This window comes from Sporosarcina sp. P26b, from assembly GCF_002743245.1.
In the GTDB taxonomy this organism is placed as follows: domain Bacteria; phylum Bacillota; class Bacilli; order Bacillales_A; family Planococcaceae; genus Sporosarcina; species Sporosarcina ureae_C.
The window spans coordinates 60,591-82,030 of the sequence record NZ_PDYW01000002.1 but is presented as its reverse complement, the minus strand read 5'-3'; the positions used below and the strand labels follow the sequence as shown (position 1 = coordinate 82,030).

At 40.7% G+C, this 21,440-nt stretch carries 21 protein-coding genes; 5 read left to right on the top strand and 16 right to left on the bottom strand.

Going from position 1 to position 21,440, the window contains the following annotated elements; all coding sequences use genetic code 11:
* Window positions 1-98: 98 nt before the first annotated feature.
* The 5 genes from CSV69_RS02320 to cyoE form a co-directional block, all read right to left on the bottom strand.
* A complete protein-coding gene (locus tag CSV69_RS02320; protein WP_085428536.1) occupies window positions 99-446 on the bottom strand; it encodes a cytochrome C oxidase subunit IV family protein in 348 nt (115 codons plus the stop codon).
* Window positions 446-1,072: a cytochrome (ubi)quinol oxidase subunit III gene (locus tag CSV69_RS02315; protein WP_085428535.1), complete on the bottom strand. Its 627-nt coding sequence runs from the start codon at window positions 1,070-1,072 to the stop codon at window positions 446-448. Before CSV69_RS02315 ends, CSV69_RS02320 begins: the two co-directional genes overlap by 1 nt.
* Window positions 1,072-2,949, bottom strand: coding sequence for a cytochrome c oxidase subunit I (locus CSV69_RS02310; protein WP_085428534.1), 1,878 nt, complete (start codon window positions 2,947-2,949; stop codon window positions 1,072-1,074). The genes CSV69_RS02315 and CSV69_RS02310 overlap by 1 nt, the downstream gene beginning before the upstream one ends.
* Before the next feature lie 33 nt (window positions 2,950-2,982).
* Entirely contained in the window at window positions 2,983-4,050 is a 1,068-nt protein-coding gene (gene coxB, locus CSV69_RS02305; RefSeq protein WP_085428533.1) for a cytochrome c oxidase subunit II, read from the bottom strand.
* Window positions 4,051-4,152: 102 nt separating this feature from the next.
* Window positions 4,153-5,070: a heme o synthase gene (gene cyoE / locus CSV69_RS02300; protein WP_099624455.1), complete on the bottom strand. Its 918-nt coding sequence runs from the start codon at window positions 5,068-5,070 to the stop codon at window positions 4,153-4,155.
* Between the two features lie 375 nt (window positions 5,071-5,445).
* Here cyoE and CSV69_RS02295 point away from each other — a divergent pair, with 375 nt between their 5' ends.
* The gene (locus CSV69_RS02295) at window positions 5,446-6,390 is read left to right on the top strand and encodes a COX15/CtaA family protein (protein ID WP_085428531.1); all 945 of its coding nucleotides are present in this window, start codon (window positions 5,446-5,448) and stop codon (window positions 6,388-6,390) included.
* A 102-nt stretch (window positions 6,391-6,492) separates the two neighbouring features.
* Here the strand turns inward: CSV69_RS02295 and CSV69_RS02290 are convergent, their stop codons facing one another.
* From CSV69_RS02290 to CSV69_RS02280, 3 genes are all read right to left on the bottom strand, one after another.
* Entirely contained in the window at window positions 6,493-9,948 is a 3,456-nt protein-coding gene (locus tag CSV69_RS02290; RefSeq protein WP_099692648.1) for a pyruvate carboxylase, read from the bottom strand.
* A 5-nt stretch (window positions 9,949-9,953) separates the two neighbouring features.
* The gene (locus CSV69_RS02285; RefSeq protein WP_335696130.1) at window positions 9,954-11,114 is read right to left on the bottom strand and encodes an FtsW/RodA/SpoVE family cell cycle protein; all 1,161 of its coding nucleotides are present in this window, start codon (window positions 11,112-11,114) and stop codon (window positions 9,954-9,956) included.
* Between the two features lie 75 nt (window positions 11,115-11,189).
* Window positions 11,190-11,471 (bottom strand): Fpa/YlaN family protein, encoded by a 282-nt coding sequence (locus CSV69_RS02280; protein ID WP_085428528.1) that lies wholly within the window; start codon window positions 11,469-11,471, stop codon window positions 11,190-11,192.
* Window positions 11,472-11,648: 177 nt separating this feature from the next.
* Here CSV69_RS02280 and CSV69_RS02275 point away from each other — a divergent pair, with 177 nt between their 5' ends.
* Complete coding sequence (locus CSV69_RS02275) at window positions 11,649-12,146, top strand: hypothetical protein (RefSeq protein WP_085428527.1); 498 nt, start codon at window positions 11,649-11,651, stop codon at window positions 12,144-12,146.
* Between the two features lie 13 nt (window positions 12,147-12,159).
* Window positions 12,160-12,363, top strand: coding sequence for a YlaI family protein (locus CSV69_RS02270; protein ID WP_085428526.1), 204 nt, complete (start codon window positions 12,160-12,162; stop codon window positions 12,361-12,363).
* An 18-nt stretch (window positions 12,364-12,381) separates the two neighbouring features.
* Here the strand turns inward: CSV69_RS02270 and CSV69_RS02265 are convergent, their stop codons facing one another.
* Window positions 12,382-12,717 carry a YlaH-like family protein gene (locus tag CSV69_RS02265; RefSeq protein WP_335696111.1) on the bottom strand — a complete coding sequence of 112 codons (336 nt, stop codon included), beginning with the start codon at window positions 12,715-12,717 and terminating at the stop codon, window positions 12,382-12,384.
* 24 nt (window positions 12,718-12,741) lie between these two features.
* Window positions 12,742-14,583 carry a translational GTPase TypA gene (gene typA / locus CSV69_RS02260; RefSeq protein ID WP_085428524.1) on the bottom strand — a complete coding sequence of 614 codons (1,842 nt, stop codon included), beginning with the start codon at window positions 14,581-14,583 and terminating at the stop codon, window positions 12,742-12,744.
* Window positions 14,584-14,683: 100 nt separating this feature from the next.
* Here typA and CSV69_RS02255 point away from each other — a divergent pair, with 100 nt between their 5' ends.
* Entirely contained in the window at window positions 14,684-14,869 is a 186-nt protein-coding gene (locus CSV69_RS02255; RefSeq protein ID WP_085428523.1) for a YlaF family protein, read from the top strand.
* Window positions 14,870-14,924: 55 nt separating this feature from the next.
* On the opposite strand, the gene CSV69_RS02250 is transcribed toward CSV69_RS02255, so the two are convergent.
* Both CSV69_RS02250 and CSV69_RS02245 read right to left on the bottom strand, forming a co-directional pair.
* Entirely contained in the window at window positions 14,925-15,716 is a 792-nt protein-coding gene (locus CSV69_RS02250) for an inositol monophosphatase family protein (protein ID WP_085428522.1), read from the bottom strand.
* A 153-nt stretch (window positions 15,717-15,869) separates the two neighbouring features.
* Complete coding sequence (locus CSV69_RS02245; RefSeq protein ID WP_085428521.1) at window positions 15,870-16,070, bottom strand: hypothetical protein; 201 nt, start codon at window positions 16,068-16,070, stop codon at window positions 15,870-15,872.
* Between the two features lie 160 nt (window positions 16,071-16,230).
* Here CSV69_RS02245 and CSV69_RS02240 point away from each other — a divergent pair, with 160 nt between their 5' ends.
* On the top strand, window positions 16,231-16,860 hold the full coding sequence (locus CSV69_RS02240) for a YktB family protein (RefSeq protein ID WP_085429101.1): 630 nt from the start codon (window positions 16,231-16,233) through the stop codon (window positions 16,858-16,860).
* A 442-nt stretch (window positions 16,861-17,302) separates the two neighbouring features.
* Here the strand turns inward: CSV69_RS02240 and CSV69_RS02235 are convergent, their stop codons facing one another.
* The 4 genes from CSV69_RS02235 to CSV69_RS02220 form a co-directional block, all read right to left on the bottom strand.
* A complete protein-coding gene (locus CSV69_RS02235; protein WP_085428520.1) occupies window positions 17,303-17,581 on the bottom strand; it encodes a UPF0223 family protein in 279 nt (92 codons plus the stop codon).
* 12 nt (window positions 17,582-17,593) lie between these two features.
* Entirely contained in the window at window positions 17,594-18,553 is a 960-nt protein-coding gene (locus tag CSV69_RS02230) for an NAD(P)H-dependent flavin oxidoreductase (RefSeq protein WP_085428519.1), read from the bottom strand.
* Window positions 18,554-18,634: 81 nt separating this feature from the next.
* Window positions 18,635-20,047: a dihydrolipoyl dehydrogenase gene (gene lpdA, locus CSV69_RS02225; RefSeq protein ID WP_099624454.1), complete on the bottom strand. Its 1,413-nt coding sequence runs from the start codon at window positions 20,045-20,047 to the stop codon at window positions 18,635-18,637.
* A gap of 5 nt (window positions 20,048-20,052) precedes the next feature.
* A complete protein-coding gene (locus CSV69_RS02220; protein WP_099692647.1) occupies window positions 20,053-21,429 on the bottom strand; it encodes a dihydrolipoamide acetyltransferase family protein in 1,377 nt (458 codons plus the stop codon).
* Window positions 21,430-21,440 lie beyond the last annotated feature (11 nt).

The window sequence follows — 21,440 nt, the reverse complement described above, 5'->3', positions numbered from 1 at the left end:
GCTTATAAACGATAACTCAATGTACGAACTTTGACAATTTCATCTAAAAGCGAATGAAAAAAGAGCTTATGGAAGAATCCATAAGCTCTTTCTATTGCTTACCACCAAACGATAGTTACAAATGTAAGTGGGATTAAGAATCCTAGCAAAGCACCTGTAAACATAAACATTTGTGGAATGCCATGTCCTTTTTCATTCATATGCATGAAGTAGTAAAGTTGAAGACCAACTTGTACAGCTGCAAAGAGGAATAACGTTGGAATGATAAAGAATTTTGAGAAACCAGCAACGTCATTTAGATGAGCAAACACCATGGAAAATGATACAAGTGTTAAGAAAATCATCAGAGCAAACATCGCAACTTGACTGCGCATTGATTCTTTTGCACGACGTTGAGACAGTGACTGTTCAGCAGGAGATCTTTTAATCATTTGAACTTCTGACATCAACCGACCACTCCCATCAAGTAGACTACAGTAAAGATGAATACCCAAACTACGTCAATGAAGTGCCAGTAAAGTGAAAATGTATAATATTTAGTTGCATTATACAAGTTCAATCCACGCTTTGAGTTACGGAAGATCAACAATGTGATCCATACTAAACCAACTGCCACGTGGAAGCCGTGTGTTCCTACTAAAGTATAGAACGCAGAACTGAATGCACTATTACTGAACGTAAATCCTTCTTGAACGTAATGAGAGAACTCATACACTTCCAACATTAAGAATCCTAGTCCTAATAATGCTGTAATACCTAACCATAGCTGCATTTTTTTGAAGTTGAAACTCTTCAAATGATACATTGCATACACACTTGTTAGTGATGATGTCAAAAGCAACATCGTCATAACAAATACTAAAGGTAATGTGTATAGCTCTTGTGTTGTGAAACCAAAGCCACTAGGACCCTTGTTTTTCAGTGCCATATATGTTGCGAACAACGTAGCGAAAAGGATTGTCTCTCCACCAAGGAAAAGCCAAAAACCAACAAATTTATTCTTTGCTTCCAAAGTAGCTCTCTCAGGATGAGCGGGCCACGTTTCAGGGGTGAATTTTGTATTCAAATCCATTAGTTACGCCCCCTTTTCATATTCTCTTGATCCTGAAGGATTTGCTCTTTTGTTACATAGTAACCAAGATCATCTTTCAATGAACGAGTTGCCATTGCAACAAATGTAAATGCAAGACCAAAGATTAACACTGGAAGTCCCCAAGATGTTTCTTGGTGGAACATTGCACCGAATCCAGCAATGAAGAGTCCTAGAGACATCAACATTGGAATAATTGAACCATGCGGCATGTGAATATCCGTAATAGGTTCAGCCGGTGTAATCATTTCCTTACTACCTTCCATTTTCTCAATCCATAGAGTATCCAAACCACGAACTAATGGAGTTGCAGGGAAGTTATAGAAAGGTGGTGGAGATGGGATCGCCCACTCAAGTGTACGTCCGTCACCCCAAGGGTCATTTCCAACGCGCTCATTTTTAACAGTTGTCATAATGATATTTATTACCATTACTGTGAATCCAATTGCCATTAAGAGCGCACCGATTGTACTTACCATGTTTGCAATATTCCAGCCTTGTCCGTCCATAAATGTCCACACTCGACGTGGCATTCCCCAGAAACCTAACCAGTGTTGAATTAGGAATGTCATGTGGAATCCGACAAAGAAGAATACAAATGTAATTTTACCTAAGAATTCACTTAGCATTGTACCGAACATTTTTGGCCACCAATAGTGAAGTGCCGCAAAAATAGCTAGCACTACTCCACCAACGATAACGTAGTGGAAGTGAGCTACGATGAAATAAGAATCGTGTAACTGATAGTCAAGTGGTGCTGCCCCTTGCATAACGCCTGTTACTCCACCCATTACGAATGAAGGAATAAACGCTAAAGAGTAAAGCATTGGTACTGTAACTTTAATGCTACCGCCCCAAATGGTGAGCAACCAGTTAAAGATTTTAACACCTGTAGGAACAGCAATTGCCATCGTCGCAACTGCGAAGATTGCGTTCGCTGTTGGCCCAAGACCAACTGTAAACATGTGGTGAGCCCATACCATGAATCCTAGGAAACCGATTAATACTGTAGCGAATACCATCGCTGTATAACCGAAAAGACGCTTCCGTGAGAATACAGAGAATATTTCTGAGAAAATACCGAATGCCGGTAAAATCAAGATATATACTTCAGGGTGACCGAATATCCAGAAAATATGCTCCCAGATAATTGTGTTTCCGCCCATTGTATGGTCGAAGAAGTTACCACTAAACATTCGATCGAATGTTAAGAAGAACAATCCAACTGTCAATGGAGGGAATGCGAACAAGATCATTGCAGATGCAACAAATGTTGTCCAAGTGAATAGTGGCATACGCATGTACGTCATACCTGGCGCACGCATGTTGATGATCGTAACAAGGAAGTTAATCCCCGCCATCAACGTACCACCACCTGCGATTTGTAAACCAATGGCATAGAAGTCCACACCATGTCCTGGCGAGTGAAGTGATAACGATGCATAAGATGTCCATCCAGCATCTGGAACCTCACCGAACAACCAAGAAATGTTTAGGAATAAACCACCAAATACGAACATCCAAAAACCTAATGAGTTAATGAATGGGAACGCTACGTCACGTGCTCCAATTTGAAGCGGCATAATAGCGTTCATGAAACCAAAGAGAATCGGCATGGCTGCCAAGAAAATCATGGTCGTTCCGTGCATTGTAATCAAGTCATTAAAAAGCCCTGCGCTTACGAGATCGTTGTTTGGTGTCATCAACTGAAGACGAATGATCATCGCTTCAATACCACCAAGAACGAAGAAGAATAATCCCCCGAGGAGATACAGAATTCCGATCTTCTTATGGTCGACTGTTGTCAGCCAATCCCATAGCGTTGCGCCAAAGCCACTTTTTTGAGCAACTGAACTCACTGTGTTACCTCCTATTCAATTTCCGTTTGAAAATTATTTTGCGACTTTTAAGCCCATTAAGTATTCAGCTAATGCATCCAATTCTTCATCAGAAATTTGATCTTTACTGAATGAAGGCATTGTGTTGCCTGGCTTGTATTTCTGTGTATCTCGAATCCACTCTTTTAATTCTTTTTCATCGTGTTTAAGGTATCCTGCAACACGATTGCGGTCACCGAATGAAGTCAAGTTAGGTCCTTGTGCACCAGACTCACCTACACCGGAAACTGCGTGACACCCGATACAACTTTGAGAGAAGACTTCTTCGCCGTCAGCATTTGCAACAACAGGTTTTTCTGCTGATTCCTGCATAGCTGCAACCCAACTATCAAATTGATCTCTCGGTAATGTTTTTACTTTAAAGTCCATCAATGCGTGAGAAGGTCCGCATAGCTCAGCACATTTCCCGTAGAAAACGCCATCTTTCAAGCCTTCAGATTCTTTCTCAAATGATAGATAGAACTTATTCACGTTCTCAACGTTCGTATCTAACTTACCGCCAACTGACGGTATCCAGAATGAGTGCTTTACGTCTGCTGCAATCAAGTTGAAATAAACTTTTTCATCAGTAGGTACTACTAGTTCCTGAGCCGTAACAATTCCTAGATCAGGATACTCAAACTCCCACCAATATAATTTCGCTGTAACGTCTACTACCAAGTTTTCCGCATTACCATCATCATCAACTGCTCCCATTGCTTGCACATCACCTAATTTATACGTGTAGTGAACAGTAGGAATTGCAAGGATAAGAAGTAATACGATTGGAATGAATGTCCAAATCAGTTCAAGTGTGTGACTTCCTTCTACTTGCTCTGGTATATGATCTTCACCCAATTTGGAACGTCTGAAGCGGAATAATGCAACAGTGTAAATAATTACTACTACAATGATAACCAGTAACATGATGCCTGATGCTAATAGCAACAATTTGAACTGGTCATTAGCGACTTGTCCAGCCGGTTGGAAGGTTGAAATTTCTTCATTACCACAACCTGCCATGAACACAGCAAAAACCGCTAGTAAAGAAAAGAGACGCCACTTTTTGAGTCCTTTAATCATCGCTAACTAATACCTCTCTTTCTAAAAAAATGTTTTTCTACTATGGAGGACTGAATGCCTCTTTATGATGAATTCCTGTTTTAAAGAAAGAATTCCGATACGTTAGATGAATATTGAGAAGATAATCATAGATACAAACAAGATTGTCATGTAATTCAAAGAATAAACAAACATCCCGGTTGCCCACTTCAAATCTTCTTTGGCTTTAAATCCTTTCAGCGCTAGATAAAGCCACCCGACATTCAACAGTGTTGCAAAAACTATAAACGCAGTACCGAGCTCCGATAACAAGAAAGGCAATGGGAACAACAGTAGTACCCACATAAGCATGGACTTTTTCGTCCGCTCAAATCCTTTTACTACAGGTAGCATCGGAATGTTAGCTGCCCGATACTCTTCTGTTCTGCGCATAGCCAACGCATAGAAATGCGGTGGTTGCCATATGAACATGATTAAAAACAATGCCCACGCTCCCATTGGCAGTGTAGGATCAACAGCTGCCCATCCGATAAGGGGTGGTATTGCTCCTGAAAGACTTCCTACTACAGTATTGCTTACATGCCTACGTTTCGACCACATGGAGTACAAAACAACGTAAGCGAATACACCCAGGATGCCTAGCCAACCAGCCATAGATGATGCAGAGAATAATAACACTTCTCCTACCACTAGAAATGTAACGGCTAACGTCATCACAGCGGGAGCTTTAAATCTACCTGTTACTGTCGGTCTCGACTTCGTTCTCGACATAACGGGATCAATATCGCGATCAATCAAGTTATTCATAGCACCTGACGATGCGATGATCAATCCAGTACCTAAAATCGCAAATACCAGTAGATCAAAATTGTGGAGAAAACTTTTACCGGTGAATTGAAATGCCAAAAAAAGACCGGTGAACGTGGTGATCAAATTCGAATTGACAATACCAATTTTGATCAGCGCCAAAAAGTCTTTCCATAAGGTGATTGTCTCTACTTTTGGATCTGCAACTGTCGAAAGCGTTCGACCGTTTGACATAATAACCCTCCTTTCAAAGTTTTCAGCAAAGACCCTATCACCTACTATATCGAAAAACGTCCGCAATTTCTAGACCATTTCTCAATTTATAGCGGTTTCGTGCAACCTTTGTGTCTTTGACCTTCACCTCCTATATAGTAAAGCATTTCTGACTCCCATTTGTGAAGTTAAAGAGACTATTTTATGAACAATTTGTGAAAAGCCTTATACATCAGTGGTTTATTACGTACATGCATTGTGTTTCCAAGAGTTTTTCGTTATCATAAAGCTTGCAATAGCTGCCCTGATTCAACAGAATTCCACGAGATTCACTCATATGTTTCCAGATAATTATTTCTGTTTACCGGGCAAAATTTACTGTAAATCGACCTTTTTATGGTCAATTCAATAGAAGAAGGTGTTTCATACTTGCGATACAACAGATTTTTAAAGTGGTTTGGAGTAGCTTCCACGATCGGAATGCTTGCGATTTTACTTGGTGGAGCTCTCGTTACGAAAACCGACAGCGGCATGGGGTGCGGAAGACATTGGCCGGGATGTAATGGACAACTTATTCCGGATGACATCACAGCAGAAGTATTAATCGAGTTCTCGCACCGTTTAGTAACTGGTGCAGTAGGTATTTTCATCGTCATCTTAGCTGTATGGTCGTGGAAAGCACTTGGTCATGTCCGTGAAACAAAGTTCTTGGCATTCATGGCAATATTTTTCTTGGTTTTACAAGCATTGATAGGAGCAGCACAAGTTTTATGGGGTCAAGGTGACTTTATACTTGCGCTTCACTTCGGTATATCGCTTATCTCATTTGCAGCAGTATTCCTGCTGACATTATTGGTATTTGAAGTGGATCAAAAATTTGATTCAGATAAATTACGTATAGATAATTCAATGCGCTTCCACACAATTGGCGTAACGATTTATTCATACATTGTAATTTACACTGGCGCACTTGTTCGTCATACGGATTCTGGTCTGATCTGTTCTGATTGGCCACTATGCCGCAATAACGAATTTAGCTTACCTAACAACATGTACGAATGGATTCAGATGGGCCATCGTTTGGCTGCCGCCATGATAGTTATATGGATTGGTTTTATCGCTATTCAAGCAATAAAGCATTACAAGAATCAGCGTGTTCTATACTGGGGATGGATCTCAGCATTCGCCTTAGTACTTGCACAAGCCACAACTGGAATGATAGTTGTACTGACGAAGTTGAATCTCTATTTTGCTTTACTACACTCCTTGTTCGTCACTTTATTATTCGGTTTGTTAACTTATCTAGTCCTACTCGTTTCACGAAGTCGTTTGAAGAAGTAACAAGAGGTGTGCAACAGCTGTTTGGCGGCCGTTGCACGCTTTTTGTATACTTATGACAGAAAACAGCTTCCACTGCCCTGAAGGCGTGTGGAAGCTGTTTTTTTAGTGTTCTAATTCAATTAGCAAGTCTCCTGTTGATATAGAATCTCCGGGGCCTGCATATATGGCTTTAACAACACCTGCAAAAGGAGCTTGAATTGTTGTTTCCATTTTCATAGCCTCTGTAATCAGTAAGTGTTCCCCACGTTTTACTCTCGCACCTAATGAAACCGCAACTTGCAAAACAGTTCCAGGCATCGTAGCTGCAATATGGGACTCATTTGTAGGATCAGCCTTTTGTTTCGCCTCATCTTTTGTTTCCACTTGGAAATCTTGAATGATAATTTCACGTGACTGACCGTTCAACTCAAAGTATAGCACCCGTGTTCCGTCCGGATTTGGCTCACCAATTGATACTAGTTTGACGATAAGGGTTTTCCCGAACTCAATCTCGATTTCGATTTCTTCACCTAAACGTAAACCGTATAAGAATTCAGGAGTATTGATGACGGAAACATCACCAAACTGTTTTCTCGTTTCGATGTACTCATCAAACACTTTCGGATACAAGACGTAAGCTAGCGCATCATGCATAGTAGCTGGTTTGCCCATTTTCTCCGTTAGCTTCTTAAGTACGTCTTGGAAGTTCACCGGCGCCAATAACTCACCGGGACGAACAGTGATGGCTTTGCGACCTTTCAATATTACTTCCTGCAACTCTTTAGGGAAGCCGCCATACGGTTGACCGATTGAACCTTCGAAGAACTCAATAACAGATTCAGGGAAATCAATTGTTTGTCCCTTTTCAATAACCGTATGCTCATCCAATTCATTTTGCACCATGAACAACGCCATATCCCCTACTACTTTGGATGAAGGTGTTACTTTGACAATGTCTCCAAAGAGGAAGTTCACGCGGGAGTACATTTTCTTCACTTCTTCCCAGCGTTCTCCCAGTCCAACGGCTTTAGACTGTTGTTGTAGATTTGAATATTGTCCCCCTGGCATTTCATGTACATAGATCTCTGAATGCGGACTGTTCATACCACTCTCAAACGGTTTGTAGTATTTTCGTACATCTTCCCAGTAGTGCGACAGTTTTTCTAATGACTCTGTATTTGCACGAACATGTCGTTTATTATTTTGCATGGCGTAAGCAAGTGAATTGGCAGATGGTTGTGACGTCATACCCGCCATGGACCCAATTGCTGTATCGACAATGTCGACACCAGCATCAATTGCTTTAGCATACATATAAATACCGTTACCGCTCGTATCATGCGTATGCAAATGAATTGGCAGACTTGTTGACGCTTTCAATTCTGACACTAGACGATAAGCCGCTTCAGGCTTCAACAATCCTGCCATGTCTTTGATTGCCAATATATGAGCACCGACTGCTTCGAGCTCTTTGGCCATCTCTTTGTAGTAGTTGACCGTATATTTGGCACGGTTGTCGTCCAGAATATCACCTGTATAACAAATCGTTGCTTCTGCAATCTTTCCTGTCGAACGTGCTTCATCAATTGCGACTTCCATGCCTTTGATCCAATTCAAGCTGTCGAATATTCGGAATACATCAATACCTGATGAAGCCGATTCTTTTATGAATTCACGAATGACGTTATCGGGGTAGTTTGTATAACCAACGGCATTGGCCCCTCTGAATAGCATCTGGAACAACACATTAGGAACTTGCTCACGTAATTTCTCCAGTCGATCCCACGGGCTTTCTTTTAAGAAACGGTACGCTACATCGAATGTCGCGCCACCCCACATCTCAAATGAGAAGAGATCAGGTAATAGATGCGCACTTTCCGTTGCAATTTGTGTTAACTCTTTCGTTCTCATACGCGTAGCCAACAAAGACTGATGCGCATCGCGGAACGTAGTATCTGTCAATAGTACATCGTCTTGCTCCAACACCCATTTGACTAATCCATCTGCACCTTGCTCATCTAAAATTTGTTTCGTTCCCTTTTTTACTGGCGCACTGTAATCGATTTTAGGGATACGTACTGGATGGAGAACTGGACGTGTCGCATCATCAATACCAGGGAATCCATTAATAGTGACATTTCCAAGATAAGATAACATTTTCGTTCCTCTATCTTGTTTCTTGGCAAATGCAAATAACTCAGGCGTTTCATCGATAAAGCTTGTGTTGTACTCGCCTGATAGGAAGTTTTCATGGCACACTACATTTTCCAGGAAAGGAATATTTGTTTTAATTCCACGCATTCTGAATTCCTTCAAATTTCTGTGCATTTTGCTTGCAGCATCCCCAAATGTCTGTCCCCAAGTTGAAACTTTTACTAACAGCGAATCATAGTAAGGACTGATAACAGATCCTTGGTACGCATTACCCGTATCCAAGCGAACACCGAATCCGCCACTTGAACGATAGACCATTACTTTGCCTGTATCCGGCATGAAATCATTTAACGGATCTTCCGTCGTGACACGGGACTGTATTGCGTAACCAAATAACGGAATATCCTGTTGTACTGGAATGTTAACCTTTTCAGAATGAAGAGACTCTCCTGCAGCAATCATAATCTGTGATTGAACGATATCAATTCCCGTAATCATTTCAGTAATTGTATGCTCCACTTGAATCCGTGGATTGACTTCGATGAAATAGAAGGAATCATCAGCTACTAAAAATTCTACTGTACCCGCGTTAATATACGATATATTTTTTGATAGTTTAACAGCTGCATCACAAATTGCATGCCGTAATTCTTCCGTAAGTGAAATGGAAGGAGCAATTTCCACTACCTTTTGGTGGCGGCGCTGAATTGAACAGTCACGTTCGTACAAATGGACAATTTCCCCATATGTATCACCTAGTATTTGTACTTCTATGTGTTTAGGTTTCGTAATATATTTCTCTACATACACCTCATCCGAGCCAAACGCAGATTTCGCTTCGGATTTCGCGCGATTAAACGCTTCTTGTACTTCTTCTGGTGATTGGACGATACGCATACCGCGTCCCCCGCCGCCTAAAGAAGCTTTAATAATAATAGGATAGCCATGCTGCTCACCAAAACTAGCAACCTCTTCAACTGAAGTAACTGGTCCATCACTACCTGGGATAACCGGGATGTCAGCTAATATTGCTTGCTCTCTAGCTTTTACTTTATCGCCAAACATTTCTAAATGTCTGGATGTCGGGCCAATAAAGATAATCCCTTCTTCTTCTAGACGTGCAGCGAACTGGGCATTCTCTGCTAAAAAACCATAGCCTGGATGAATTGCATCGACATTTGCTTTCTTGGCGATGTCGATAATCCCTTCAATATCCAAGTATGCATCGATAGGTTTCTTACCCTCACCTATTAAAAATGACTGATCGGACTTGTAACGATGTAGAGATGCACGGTCTTCTGCTGAATAAATACCTACTGTAGCAATGCCTAATTCTGTACATGCTCGAAATACACGAATTGCAATCTCGCCGCGATTCGCGACTAGTACTTTCTTGATCTCTCTTCTCTCCACCAACAAATCCATCCCCTCTATTCTGATCTCTCATACTTCACAAACATCGAAACGTTCATCAGTATGCCAAGCGCAATCGACAAGAATACAACCGATGTACCACCATAACTAATAAATGGCAACGTAACACCTGTTAACGGAATCAATCCTGTCAATCCTCCTAAGTTCACTAGTGTTTGAATAGCAATTAAACTACCAACACCAGCTGCGAGCATTCTTGCATGTGCGTCTTTTGTACGCAGTGCAACAGAAAACGCTCTCATCACAATGAAAAAGAGTCCCCCTAGAACAAGTGTCGTTCCAAGTATTCCAGTTTCTTCAGAGATTACTGCCATGATAACATCAGTATGTGGCTCAGGTAAATAGCCAAGTTTCTGAATACTGTTTCCTAAGCCTACTCCTTTAAGCCCTCCAGCACCGATTGCAATGTATCCATTGACTATTTGTAAGCCTGAACCTTGTATGTATTCAAAGGGATCTGTAAAGGCTAAAAAACGCCCCATGCGTGAAGCAGTCATGACTGTTTCCCACTTAATCCACAACACAATACCGATCAACACACCTAATAATGCAAAGAAACGACTGATGATCAAGTAATTTTTTACTTTCATGCCGCTTGCCATAATTACGGATATAGCTACCAAGAACAAAATCATAGTCGCACCAAAGTCTGGTTCTAGCAACACTAATAGCAAAGATGCGGTTAAAACAGAGAATGTCGGAAAAATTGTAGTTCTGATTTCATCCAATGTGCCTGCGTAGTATTTATTTGCAAATACTCCAGAAAAATAAACGATAAAAGCAATTTTCGCTATTTCTGTCGGCTGTAAGTTACCAAGTCCAAATGGCATAGTAATCCAGCTCTTTGCACCTACTGTGTCACCGCCGAAGCCGATGAACTTTACTAGGATCAATAAGCTAAACATCAATATTAGCGTGCCGTAAAGGAACTTTTTATTCCTATAATGTCGGTACGGTATAATTGAGACCATAAGGAACGCTGGAATTGCTAAGGCCAGGTTCTTCAACTGTTTTATAAAGAAGTGCGATGGTTCATAATTATAGATATTTACCGCCCAGACTATACTTGCACTGTAAATCATAATCAATCCAAATACACAGAGCAGCAAGTATACGATAAATAATGGATAGTCAAAATTGCGTAAAATTCGATTCATATAAGTCTTCATTTGTTAGTACCTCATCGTCCTAAATAAAAAACTCAAACCGTTGGAGTAGTTTGAGTCTTCCATTTATTTATTTGTATACAGTTCATGTAAGATATTTAACTCTTTTTCCAGTACAGAGATTATTTCACGGCCTTTGTCTTGTTCGACTAAACCAAGCTTTACAGCAAAATCAATCTCACGGGATAACCCGTACATTTGCGTATCAAGCACTTCCTCATATAGTGGGCATTGCGGCATCGTTAAATTATCCATTTGAACTTTGATCAGTTTTGCAATTTTATCCGCATCAATTTGCAATTGTTTCATGGCTTGTTCTTTATACGTATCTTGAACTTCTATATCCATGGAGACGCCCCCATTATTCATTATTCCCGCAAGGTGTTAATGATTAAATTGTATCTTTTGCTCTTGCAAAATGCAAGTGTTACCCAATGAAAAATATGAACTGAAATGAAATCCTTTTCACTTCTTCTATGAAAAGGTATACTTACTCTAGTGACTATGGAATGAGGGGGAAGTATTTTGGAACTTATTATACCGATTACCGGAAATGTAAAACATGCAATCACACTGGATCCAACTGTTTGGATATTTGATGATCGACGTATCGATCTGGATGAATTCTTCACTGAGGAATTTGTCGAGAAAGATGAAATGGAAGAGTATAAAGAGAAAATGGGTAAACACTGGTCTAGAGAGATTATGGAAGGTGCCATTCAACCACCTACATTAAAAAGTGAAAAGCGTTATGAAAAAGATAAAATGTTATCTAGTAGCTTTGGTATTATATTAAAACCATTCATACACAATGCGGTTCCATCAGCAAACGCTACAACATTTACGCTTATTACGGAAGATGATAAATACACGTATCCACTTGAGGAAGCAGCCAACATTATATTCAAATTCAGTCATAAAGGTAAACCTCTTCGAGAAGATGGTCCTGTACATGTACTGTTTAAAGACGGTTCGAATGAAGATTCTCCGATCCGTCATGTTCAAGCGATCCAAGTGGATTGAAGGAGAGGATCGAATGCGCGTTAAATGTGTCCTTTGTGACGAAATCGATCATTTAGAAGATGATAATCCACTTGCTAAGAAACTGAGAAATCGGCCTATTCATACGTATATGTGCCCTACTTGCAGGGAGCGGATTAGCGATTTGACAGAGAAACGAATTGCAACCGGTAACTTTGTTTTTTATCGCAGCTCACATCTTACAGAAAAAGATTTTTAATCATATAAAAAGACTCCGTTACTGAGTAACGGAGTCTTTTTTGTGTTCATTCATGCGACGAACTCGATAGATAATGAGAATGGCAGCAGCTACGAACAGTCCTTCCACGATAGGAAGGAAGAAGGCTAAAAATGTCAATATTAAGCATCCTATAAATAGGAATGCATATATGATAAAGTTCTGCCAAAAACTGATCTTTCTCGCAAATCCAAGCTTATACACAATAGCAGACATGATGAAAACGAGGGCGAACAGAATATAGCCGGCAGCCGAGAAACTCGGCGCAAATTCATAGATCATGCGCGCAGTGCCCGACATTCGATTATAGACCATTTCTGAATCCTCTACTCTCATTTCATACATCCCCTTCTATTTATATTATTCGCCAAGTTTTTTCTTTTTGTTTACACGTTCGCGTTCACTCTTATCGAGAACTTTCTTGCGCAAACGAATTGTTTGTGGTGTAACTTCACAGTACTCGTCATCACCAATGTATTGTAGTGCTTCTTCAAGCGATAAAATACGTGGTTTTTTCGTTGTAACTGTTTGGTCTTTCGTAGCAGAACGAACGTTAGTAGCGTGCTTGATTTTCGTTAAGTTGATTGTCAAGTCGCTATCACGATTACTTTCTCCAACTACCATACCTGCATAGATTTCCGCTCCTGTTTCTACAAACATAGTTCCGCGGTCTTCTAATTGCATTACACCGTAACCCGTTACAGTACCGTTCTCCATTGAAACTAGAACACCGTGACGTCTGCCACCGATTTTACCTGTAGTGACTGGCTTATAGCTATCAAACGTGTGGTTCAGGATTCCATATCCACGTGTTAACGTAAGGAAATCTGTAGTGTAACCAATCAATCCACGAGCCGGTACCAAGAAGATTAAACGCACTTGTCCGTTACCGTTATTGATCATATCCAACATTTCACCTTTACGCTCACCGATAGATTCGATGATAGATCCAGTGTGTTCTTCCGGTACATCAATTTGAACGCGCTCATAAGGCTCGCTACGCTTACCATCGATTTCACGGATGATTACTTGAGGTTTGGACACTTGAAGTTCGAATCCTTCACGACGCATGTTTTCAATGAGAATAGACAAGTGAAGTTCTCCACGTCCAGATACAATCCATTCGTCCGGAGAATCTGTTGGTTCTACTCGCAATGAAACATCAGTCTCAAGCTGTTGATCCAAACGTTCTTGAATCTTACGTGCCGTTACCCATTTACCTTCGCGGCCTGCGAATGGACTGTTGTTCACTAGGAAACGCATTTGCAGTGTCGGCTCATCAATATGAAGCTCAGGAAGTGCTTCTTGATGATCAGTTGGACATACTGTCTCGCCGACATCAATATCGCCCATTCCAGAAACAGCTACCAAGTCACCAGAATATGCTTCTTGTACTTCGACTCTTTTCAAGCCCATGAATCCGTATAATTTTGTTACACGCAAAGTCTTTACAGAACCATCACGCTTAAGAACAGCAACTGACTCTCCAACTTTCATCGTTCCACGGAAAATACGACCGATTCCGATACGACCAACATAGTCGTTGTAATCAAGTAGTGATACTTGGAACTGAAGTGGTTCGTCACGATTGTCGATTGGTGATGGAATGTTTTTAAGAATTGACTCATAAAGAACACGTAATGTGTCTTCTTGTGTTTCAGGATCAGGAGAAAGACTTGCTGTACCGTTGAATCCTGAAGCATAAACAACTGGGAATTCCAATTGCTCATCATTTGCATCAAGCTCAATGAATAATTCAAGTACTTCGTCTACTACTTCTTCTGGTCTTGCAAACTCACGGTCAATTTTATTTACAACAACAATTGGCTTCAAGTTTGTTTCCAAAGCTTTTTTCAATACGAAACGAGTTTGTGGCATACAGCCTTCGAATGCGTCAACAACTAAAATTACGCCATCAACCATGCGCAAGATTCGTTCTACTTCGCCACCAAAGTCAGCGTGACCTGGTGTATCCAAGATGTTGATTTTTGTGTCATTATATTCAATAGCCGTGTTTTTAGCTAGAATCGTAATTCCTCGCTCACGCTCTAATTCGTTTGAGTCCATTGCGCGGTCATCAACGTGCTCGTTCGAACGGAAAATACCGGATTGTTTAAGTAATTGATCGACTAATGTCGTTTTACCATGGTCTACGTGGGCAATAATTGCAATATTTCTAAGATCAGTACGTTCGTTTGTCATTTTTTCACTCCGTTTATCTTTATTTCAGATGTTCAACTGTGTTATTATAGCACAAGATAGTTCAATTAAATAACATTTTAAATTATATGGAGGGATTTTTTTGAAAGACATTAAGTGGATTTTCGTAATTTATTCACTGGGCGCCGTACTTTCCATGTCTGCAATAGGTGTCGGAGTAGGTATGCGTAGCATACTAGTTGTCATTCTGGCCATTGTCGCTCTAATTTTAATAATGGGTAACGGATTCAAAACAAAAGCACGTATGCGTAGGGAAGGCACGCTTTAAACAGCTTAAAGGGACTGTACATTAAACCACTTAGGTTTAACAAACAGCCCCTTTTTTATTTTAGTCGGATGTATTTCGATAAAATCTCCTCATGCAATCCTGGACGTGTGACAATAAATGTGTCAGATCCAAGAAGATGTGGGTTTTCGCCCTCTAAATTCGTCGCCACAGCTCCTACTTCTTGTGCAATGACGATCCCTCCAGCAATATCCCAAGGCGCTAGTCGCATAGATATATACGCGTCAATTCTTCCAGATGATACATATGCTAGCTCAATCGCCGCTGAACCGTATGATCGCGTTCCACGACAACGAGTGATAAGTTCGATTATTTTTTCATTTTCCACTCGTTCATTTGGCGCAACCCAACTAGCATTGATACCAATAATTGCTTCTTCAAGTGGTGTGATTTCCAGCTGCGGAAGTCGCTCATCATTAAAATAAGCCCCCTCATCTTTCGCCGCATGGTATAACTCATCCCGCATTACATCATATATGTAGCCCAGCATCCCCACGCCGTCTACATAAATCCCCAATGAAATCGCAAAGTTTCTTCTTTGATGGATAAAATTCATCGTTCCGTCAATTGGATCCAAGAACCAGACTACTCCGTCAAGCGAAGAAATCTTATCTCCAAATCCCTCTTCTGAAACCATTTTATGCTCCGGAAAATCTTGTCTTACCCGTTCAATAAAAAAGCTTTCCACTTCCCTATCGATATTGGTAACCAAATCATTAGCGTCTGCCTTTGAATCGATGTCAATTGTACTAAAAAAAGACACTCGTATTTTGTGGCCAGCCTCTTTGATTAACGATTTTGCATATCGATCTATCGCATTAAGATTCATTCTGCCACCTCTTCCCATTCCGACTAGTGCTAGTATAACACAGAGGTAACGGAACAAAAGAGATAACGGTTACAGGGTATTAAGTAAAAAGACACCCCGTCACATTTTCTTCAAATCTGAAGTAAATGGGGATGTCTTTTGCATAAGTCATACTTACATCGAGAAAACATTCAGCGTCTCCAATTCGTTGTGAATTTCACTTAACCTTAGTTTACTTTTATCAACTTGAACCGTGTCTTGATCTTGCAGGGCATCGTATAGAGTAGCTAATTCATAATCCAATTCCAATTGTAAAGTTCTCACATATTCTCTCTCAACATCTTCTTTTCGGATAAAATGAACGACCTGTTTCATAAGTAGCACCCCTTTTAAGTTAATATTTGACTCTAACCGTCTTATAATAAGATATGCGAAAATTCCGACTCCTATTGGTTAGAAGCCTTGTTATTTTAAATTATTCCCCGTTTACTGATAAGATAAACGTAGTCACTACAAACTGGAGGAGATTTTCTTGATTCAGTCTTATTGGTCATCAAATGATTTCGATGTTTTTACCATTGATGGCTTGGATAATCGCATGAAAGCTTTGCAAGAAAAGATACAACCTAAGTTCAAAGATTTAGGAAATCATTTTGCACACCGCCTTTCCGCACACGGTACGGGTGAGTTTTTTCCACATGTTGCAAAACACGCAAGACGAACTGTAAATCCGCCACGAGATAGCTGGGTGGCATTCGCTCCTGCTAAGAGAGGTTATAAAGCGTTACCTCACTTTCAGATTGGCTTATGGGGCACTCATTTATTCATCGTGCTTGCAATTATTTATGAAAATCCCGATAAAAAAGGGATTGCTGAACGTTTAGAAAAGAACTTGAACGTACTAACTTCTTTACCTGATGATTTTGTGGTATCAGGAGATCACATGAAACCTGATGCCGAGCGTATTAGCGAAGTAGGTAACGAAGGCCTTGAGAAGTTATTGGATCGTCTGCAAACGGTGAAAAAGGCAGAGTTTTTAGTTGGTCGCCATCTACCACAAGAAGAAGCGGCAAAGCTAAATGAGGAGCAATTTTACGAGTATGCAGAAGATACGTTCACGAAGTTATTGCCTGTTTATGATGTAGTTATTCATTCTTTTGATTGAAAAAATATTACAGTAAATTAGAGATGCCCCTGAAGTTATAGTGGGCATCTTTTTTATATGAGTGAAAGTTCAAAGTCAAAGACTTCGAAGTAGTAAGTGAGTTTGTGAGTAGGAGGGATGGAAGCTCCAGTTGGAGGACGCTTTTCCATGGGCCCGCGGGAAGAGCCGTTACGGAGAACGGCTTTTGCGAGTAAAAGCGAAGCGTTAGGAGCACAAATCCCTACTCAACACTCTTAGCCGTCACTTTTCTATCGTCATCCTTTATCTACACACTGAAACCCAAAAAGAAGCTGTCCTAGATAGCCATTTAAAATAATGACTTCTAAAACAACTCCAAGACTAGTGACTATTCAAAATGCACTTTTTTACGTTTCTCTCATTTTCAATCCATCGTGTACATAGTAATTACTCGTGAGGACTGCTCAATATAAGTGCGATTTTGTTATTTTTTCACCTTGAGTAATTCGCCTGGCTGACTTTCTTTTGCCGCTTTTACTACGCGGAATGCTACATAGCTACTACTTTCCTCGAATTCTTTGCACAGCGTTTTTTCTTCTGCCATGGATGGCACTACACTTTTAAAGCCACGGTAATACCTCATGAATTCGTCTCGCTCGATTGTTGATTCGTATGCTTGCTCTACTTTGGTGAAAAAGTCGATCACCTTTACAATTTCTTCTGTCGACCATTCCGCGCGTAGCGGATATTGATAACCTGCCATCTATTTCTCTCCTTATCTGATACTCCATTTTTCTCGTATGGATGTCGCTTCGTTTTTCATTCGTTCAAACAATTCAGCTACGCTAGGTACATCATCGATCATACCGGTTACTTGGCCACCCCAGCCGAAACCTTGATCTTCCGAACCTTCGTGAATAAACTTACAATTGGCTTCACCGCTAATATATGTTTTTAATCCTTCATAACCAGCGTTTTCTGCTTCTAGCTGCAGAATCTTTTTAGTCCATTCATTCGATAATGCACGTGCAGGCGCACCGATTGTACGTTTAATGATCGTTGTATCTTGCTCGCTACTCGCCAAAAGGGATTCTATATAAGCAGGTGACGCGTCGACACATTCTTTCGTCGCAATAAAACGTGTACCCATCTCTATTCCCTCTGCTCCGAGTGCTTGAGCTGCCATCCAGCCTCGCCCATCACCAATGCCGCCTGACCCTATTACTGGTATACTGACTGAATCTACAATCCTCGGAATTAATACCATCGTGCCAATATCATCACGACCTAAATGTCCCCCGCCTTCTTGCCCAACTGCTATGACAGCGTCAGCTCCAATTTCTTCAGCCTTTTGCGCTTGTCTTCTGGCTGCTACTAGCACTAGTTTCTTGACGTCAGTTCCTTTTAACATTTCAAATAAAGGTGCGGGATTCCCACCCGTAACCGAGATAATATTAATATCTTCTTCTAGTGCCGCTTCCACCATCGCTTCATATGATCTTCCATGATTACCAATGGCAAAATTCACACTGAATGGTTTAGTTGTTTTTTGACGTACACGGCGGATTTCTTCTTTCAATGCTTCGGGAGATGGCAAACTCATTGCTGTTATTTGACCAAGACCTCCTGCTTCAGAAACCGCAGCTGCAAGATCTGCATACGCTAAATACGCAAGACCACCTTGCACAATCGGGTATTGAATTCCAAATAGTTCTGTCACTCTAGTTTTCCACATGACAACACCTCCAGTTAATTCAAAATATGAAAATAGCCCATGAGAAAAAATATTCCCATGGGCTGTTAAATTCTAGTTGTTTTATTTCGTCATCATATGAATCGGCTTACCAAGAGCTACTTCTGCTGCTTCCATGGAAATCTCACCTAAAGTAGGGTGAGCATGGATCGTCATAGAAATATCTTCAAGAGTCATACCCGCTTCAATCGCTAGTCCTAGCTCTGCAATCATATCAGAAGCATTTTCACCAACGATTTGTGCACCAAGTAATAAGCCATCTTCTTTACGGCCAACAAGCTTCACGAAACCTTCTGTAGCATCCAAAGAAAGAGCACGTCCGTTTGCTGCAAACGGGAATTTACCAGTCACAACATCGTATCCTTCGTCTTTTGCTTGCTTTTCGTTTAAGCCAACCGTAGCAAGTTCTGGATCTGTGAAGCATACAGCTGGAATAGCCATATAATCAACTTCAGATTTTTCTCCAGAAATAGCTTCTGCTGCAATTTTCGCCTCATAAGATGCTTTGTGTGCAAGCTGTGGTCCAGCTACGATATCACCGATCGCGTATACATTCGGGATATTTGTGCGGCACTGCTTGTCCACTTCGATCAAACCACGGTCAGTCATGTTCAAGCCAAGACCTTCCAAACCAATTTCATCTGTATTCGGACGACGACCTACAGTTACTAAAACGTAGTCCGCTTCAACTTTCACTTCTTCACCTTTAGCTTCGTATGTTACTACGACGCCATCTTTTGTTTCTTCAACGCCCTTAGCAGATGCTTTAACAACTACTTCAACGCCTTTTTTCTTTAAGCCTTTTTTGACGATTTGAGTCATTTGTTTCTCGAAACCTGCAAGAATATCGTCTGCACCTTCAAGAATGGTTACTTCAGAACCTAGATTCGCATAAGCTGACCCTAGTTCTGTACCGATATAACCGCCACCAACAACGACAAGCTTTTTCGGCAATTCTTTTAAATTTAAAGCGCCAGTAGAATTGATTACGCGATCAGTAAATTTGAAAGAAGGAATTTCAACTGGACGTGCACCAGTTGCGATAATGACATTGTTGAATTTATACGTTTGTGCAGATTTATCTGTCATGACACGTACAGTGTTAGCATCTACGAAATATGCTTCCCCTTCAACTGTCTCTACATTATTACCTTTTAACAATCCTGATACGCCACCTGTTAATTTGGAAACAACGCTCTCTTTAAACTTCTGAGCTTTCGAGAAATCTAATTCGACAGATTGTGCAGTAATTCCCATAGAATCAGAGTTCTTAGCAGCCACAAAACGATGTCCAACAGAAATCATAGCTTTAGAAGGAATACAACCAACGTTTAAACATACGCCACCGATTGTATTTTTTTCTACAATTGTTACTTTTTGACCGAGTTGTGCTGCGCGAATTGCTGCAACATAACCTCCGGGACCTGAACCAACTACGAGCGTGTCTACTTCAATTGGAAAATCTCCTACTACCATTTGCTTTACGCCTCCATTAATAAAAGTGATGGGTTACTTAGTAATTCCTTAAGATAGTTTAACGCTAACTGCCCCGTTACGCCATCAATCACTCTGTGATCAAACACTAAAGATAATGCTAACATAGGTGCAGGTACAATTTCACCATTTTTTACAACAGGTTTTTCAGAAATTCTTCCGATACCTAAAATAGCTACTTCTGGGTGGTTAATAATCGGTGTAAACCACAATCCACCTGCTGAACCAATATTCGTGATCGTACATGATGCGCCTTTCATTTCTGCTGCTTGAAGTTTTCCATCACGCGCTTTACCAGCGAGTTCATTCACTTCATCCGAAATAGCGAACACGGATTTACGATCTGCATTTTTTACAACCGGTACCATTAAGCCACGGTCTGTATCTGCTGCAATTCCAATATTATAATAATGTTTTTGAATTAACTCTTCAGTTTCATCATCTAATGACGTATTTAATTGCGGGAATTTACGCAAAGTAGCAACAAGTGCTTTCACTACATAAGGAAGATACGTTAATTTAATATCTCTTTCCGCTGCAATTGCTTTAAATTCTTTTCTGTGTGCCACGAGCGCTGTAACATCCACTTCATCCAGCAATGTAACGTGTGCTGCTGTATGTTTGGAGTTCGACATAGCTTTTGAGATTGCCTTTCGCATAGGTGACAATTTCTCGCGTGTTTCCGGGAATTCACCTTCAAAGACAGGTGCTTGTTTTTCAGATGATGCTTGTGTCTGTGCATCTTGTGGTAATTCTGTTGATTCAGCCGCAGGTTGTTGTTGACCACCTGATTTAAATGAATCTATATCTTCTTTTAAAACACGACCATTTTTGCCACTGCCTGCTACTTGTGCAATCGTGACATCATTTTCACGTGCATATTTACGTACAGATGGCATTGCAATGACACGGCGATTTTCATCCACATCACCACGAGATGCATTAGAAGGTTGCGCTTGTTCCAGTTCAGCAGATGGCTGTTGCTCAGTTGTCTGTTCCGGTTTTTTGGAATCTACGCTTCCCAAAGCTTCCCCGACTTGCTCATGGGATTTTTCCGCACTTGCTTCTTCTTTTGAGGAGTCTACGCTTTCCTCATCCTCATCATCATGATCCGGTATGTCATGATCTGGCGCGTCAAAACGCACCAATTTATCTCCAACCACTGCTACGGTACCTTCAGAAACATAAATTTCTTCTACAGTACCCGATACAGGTGATGGAATTTCTACTACTGATTTATCATTTTGCACTTCTAGTAATGTATCATCTTCCTGGATTACATCGCCTGGTTTAACGAACCACTTGACGATCTCCCCTTCGTGTATACCTTCACCAATATCTGGTAATCGAAATTCATAAGTCACGTAATTCACCC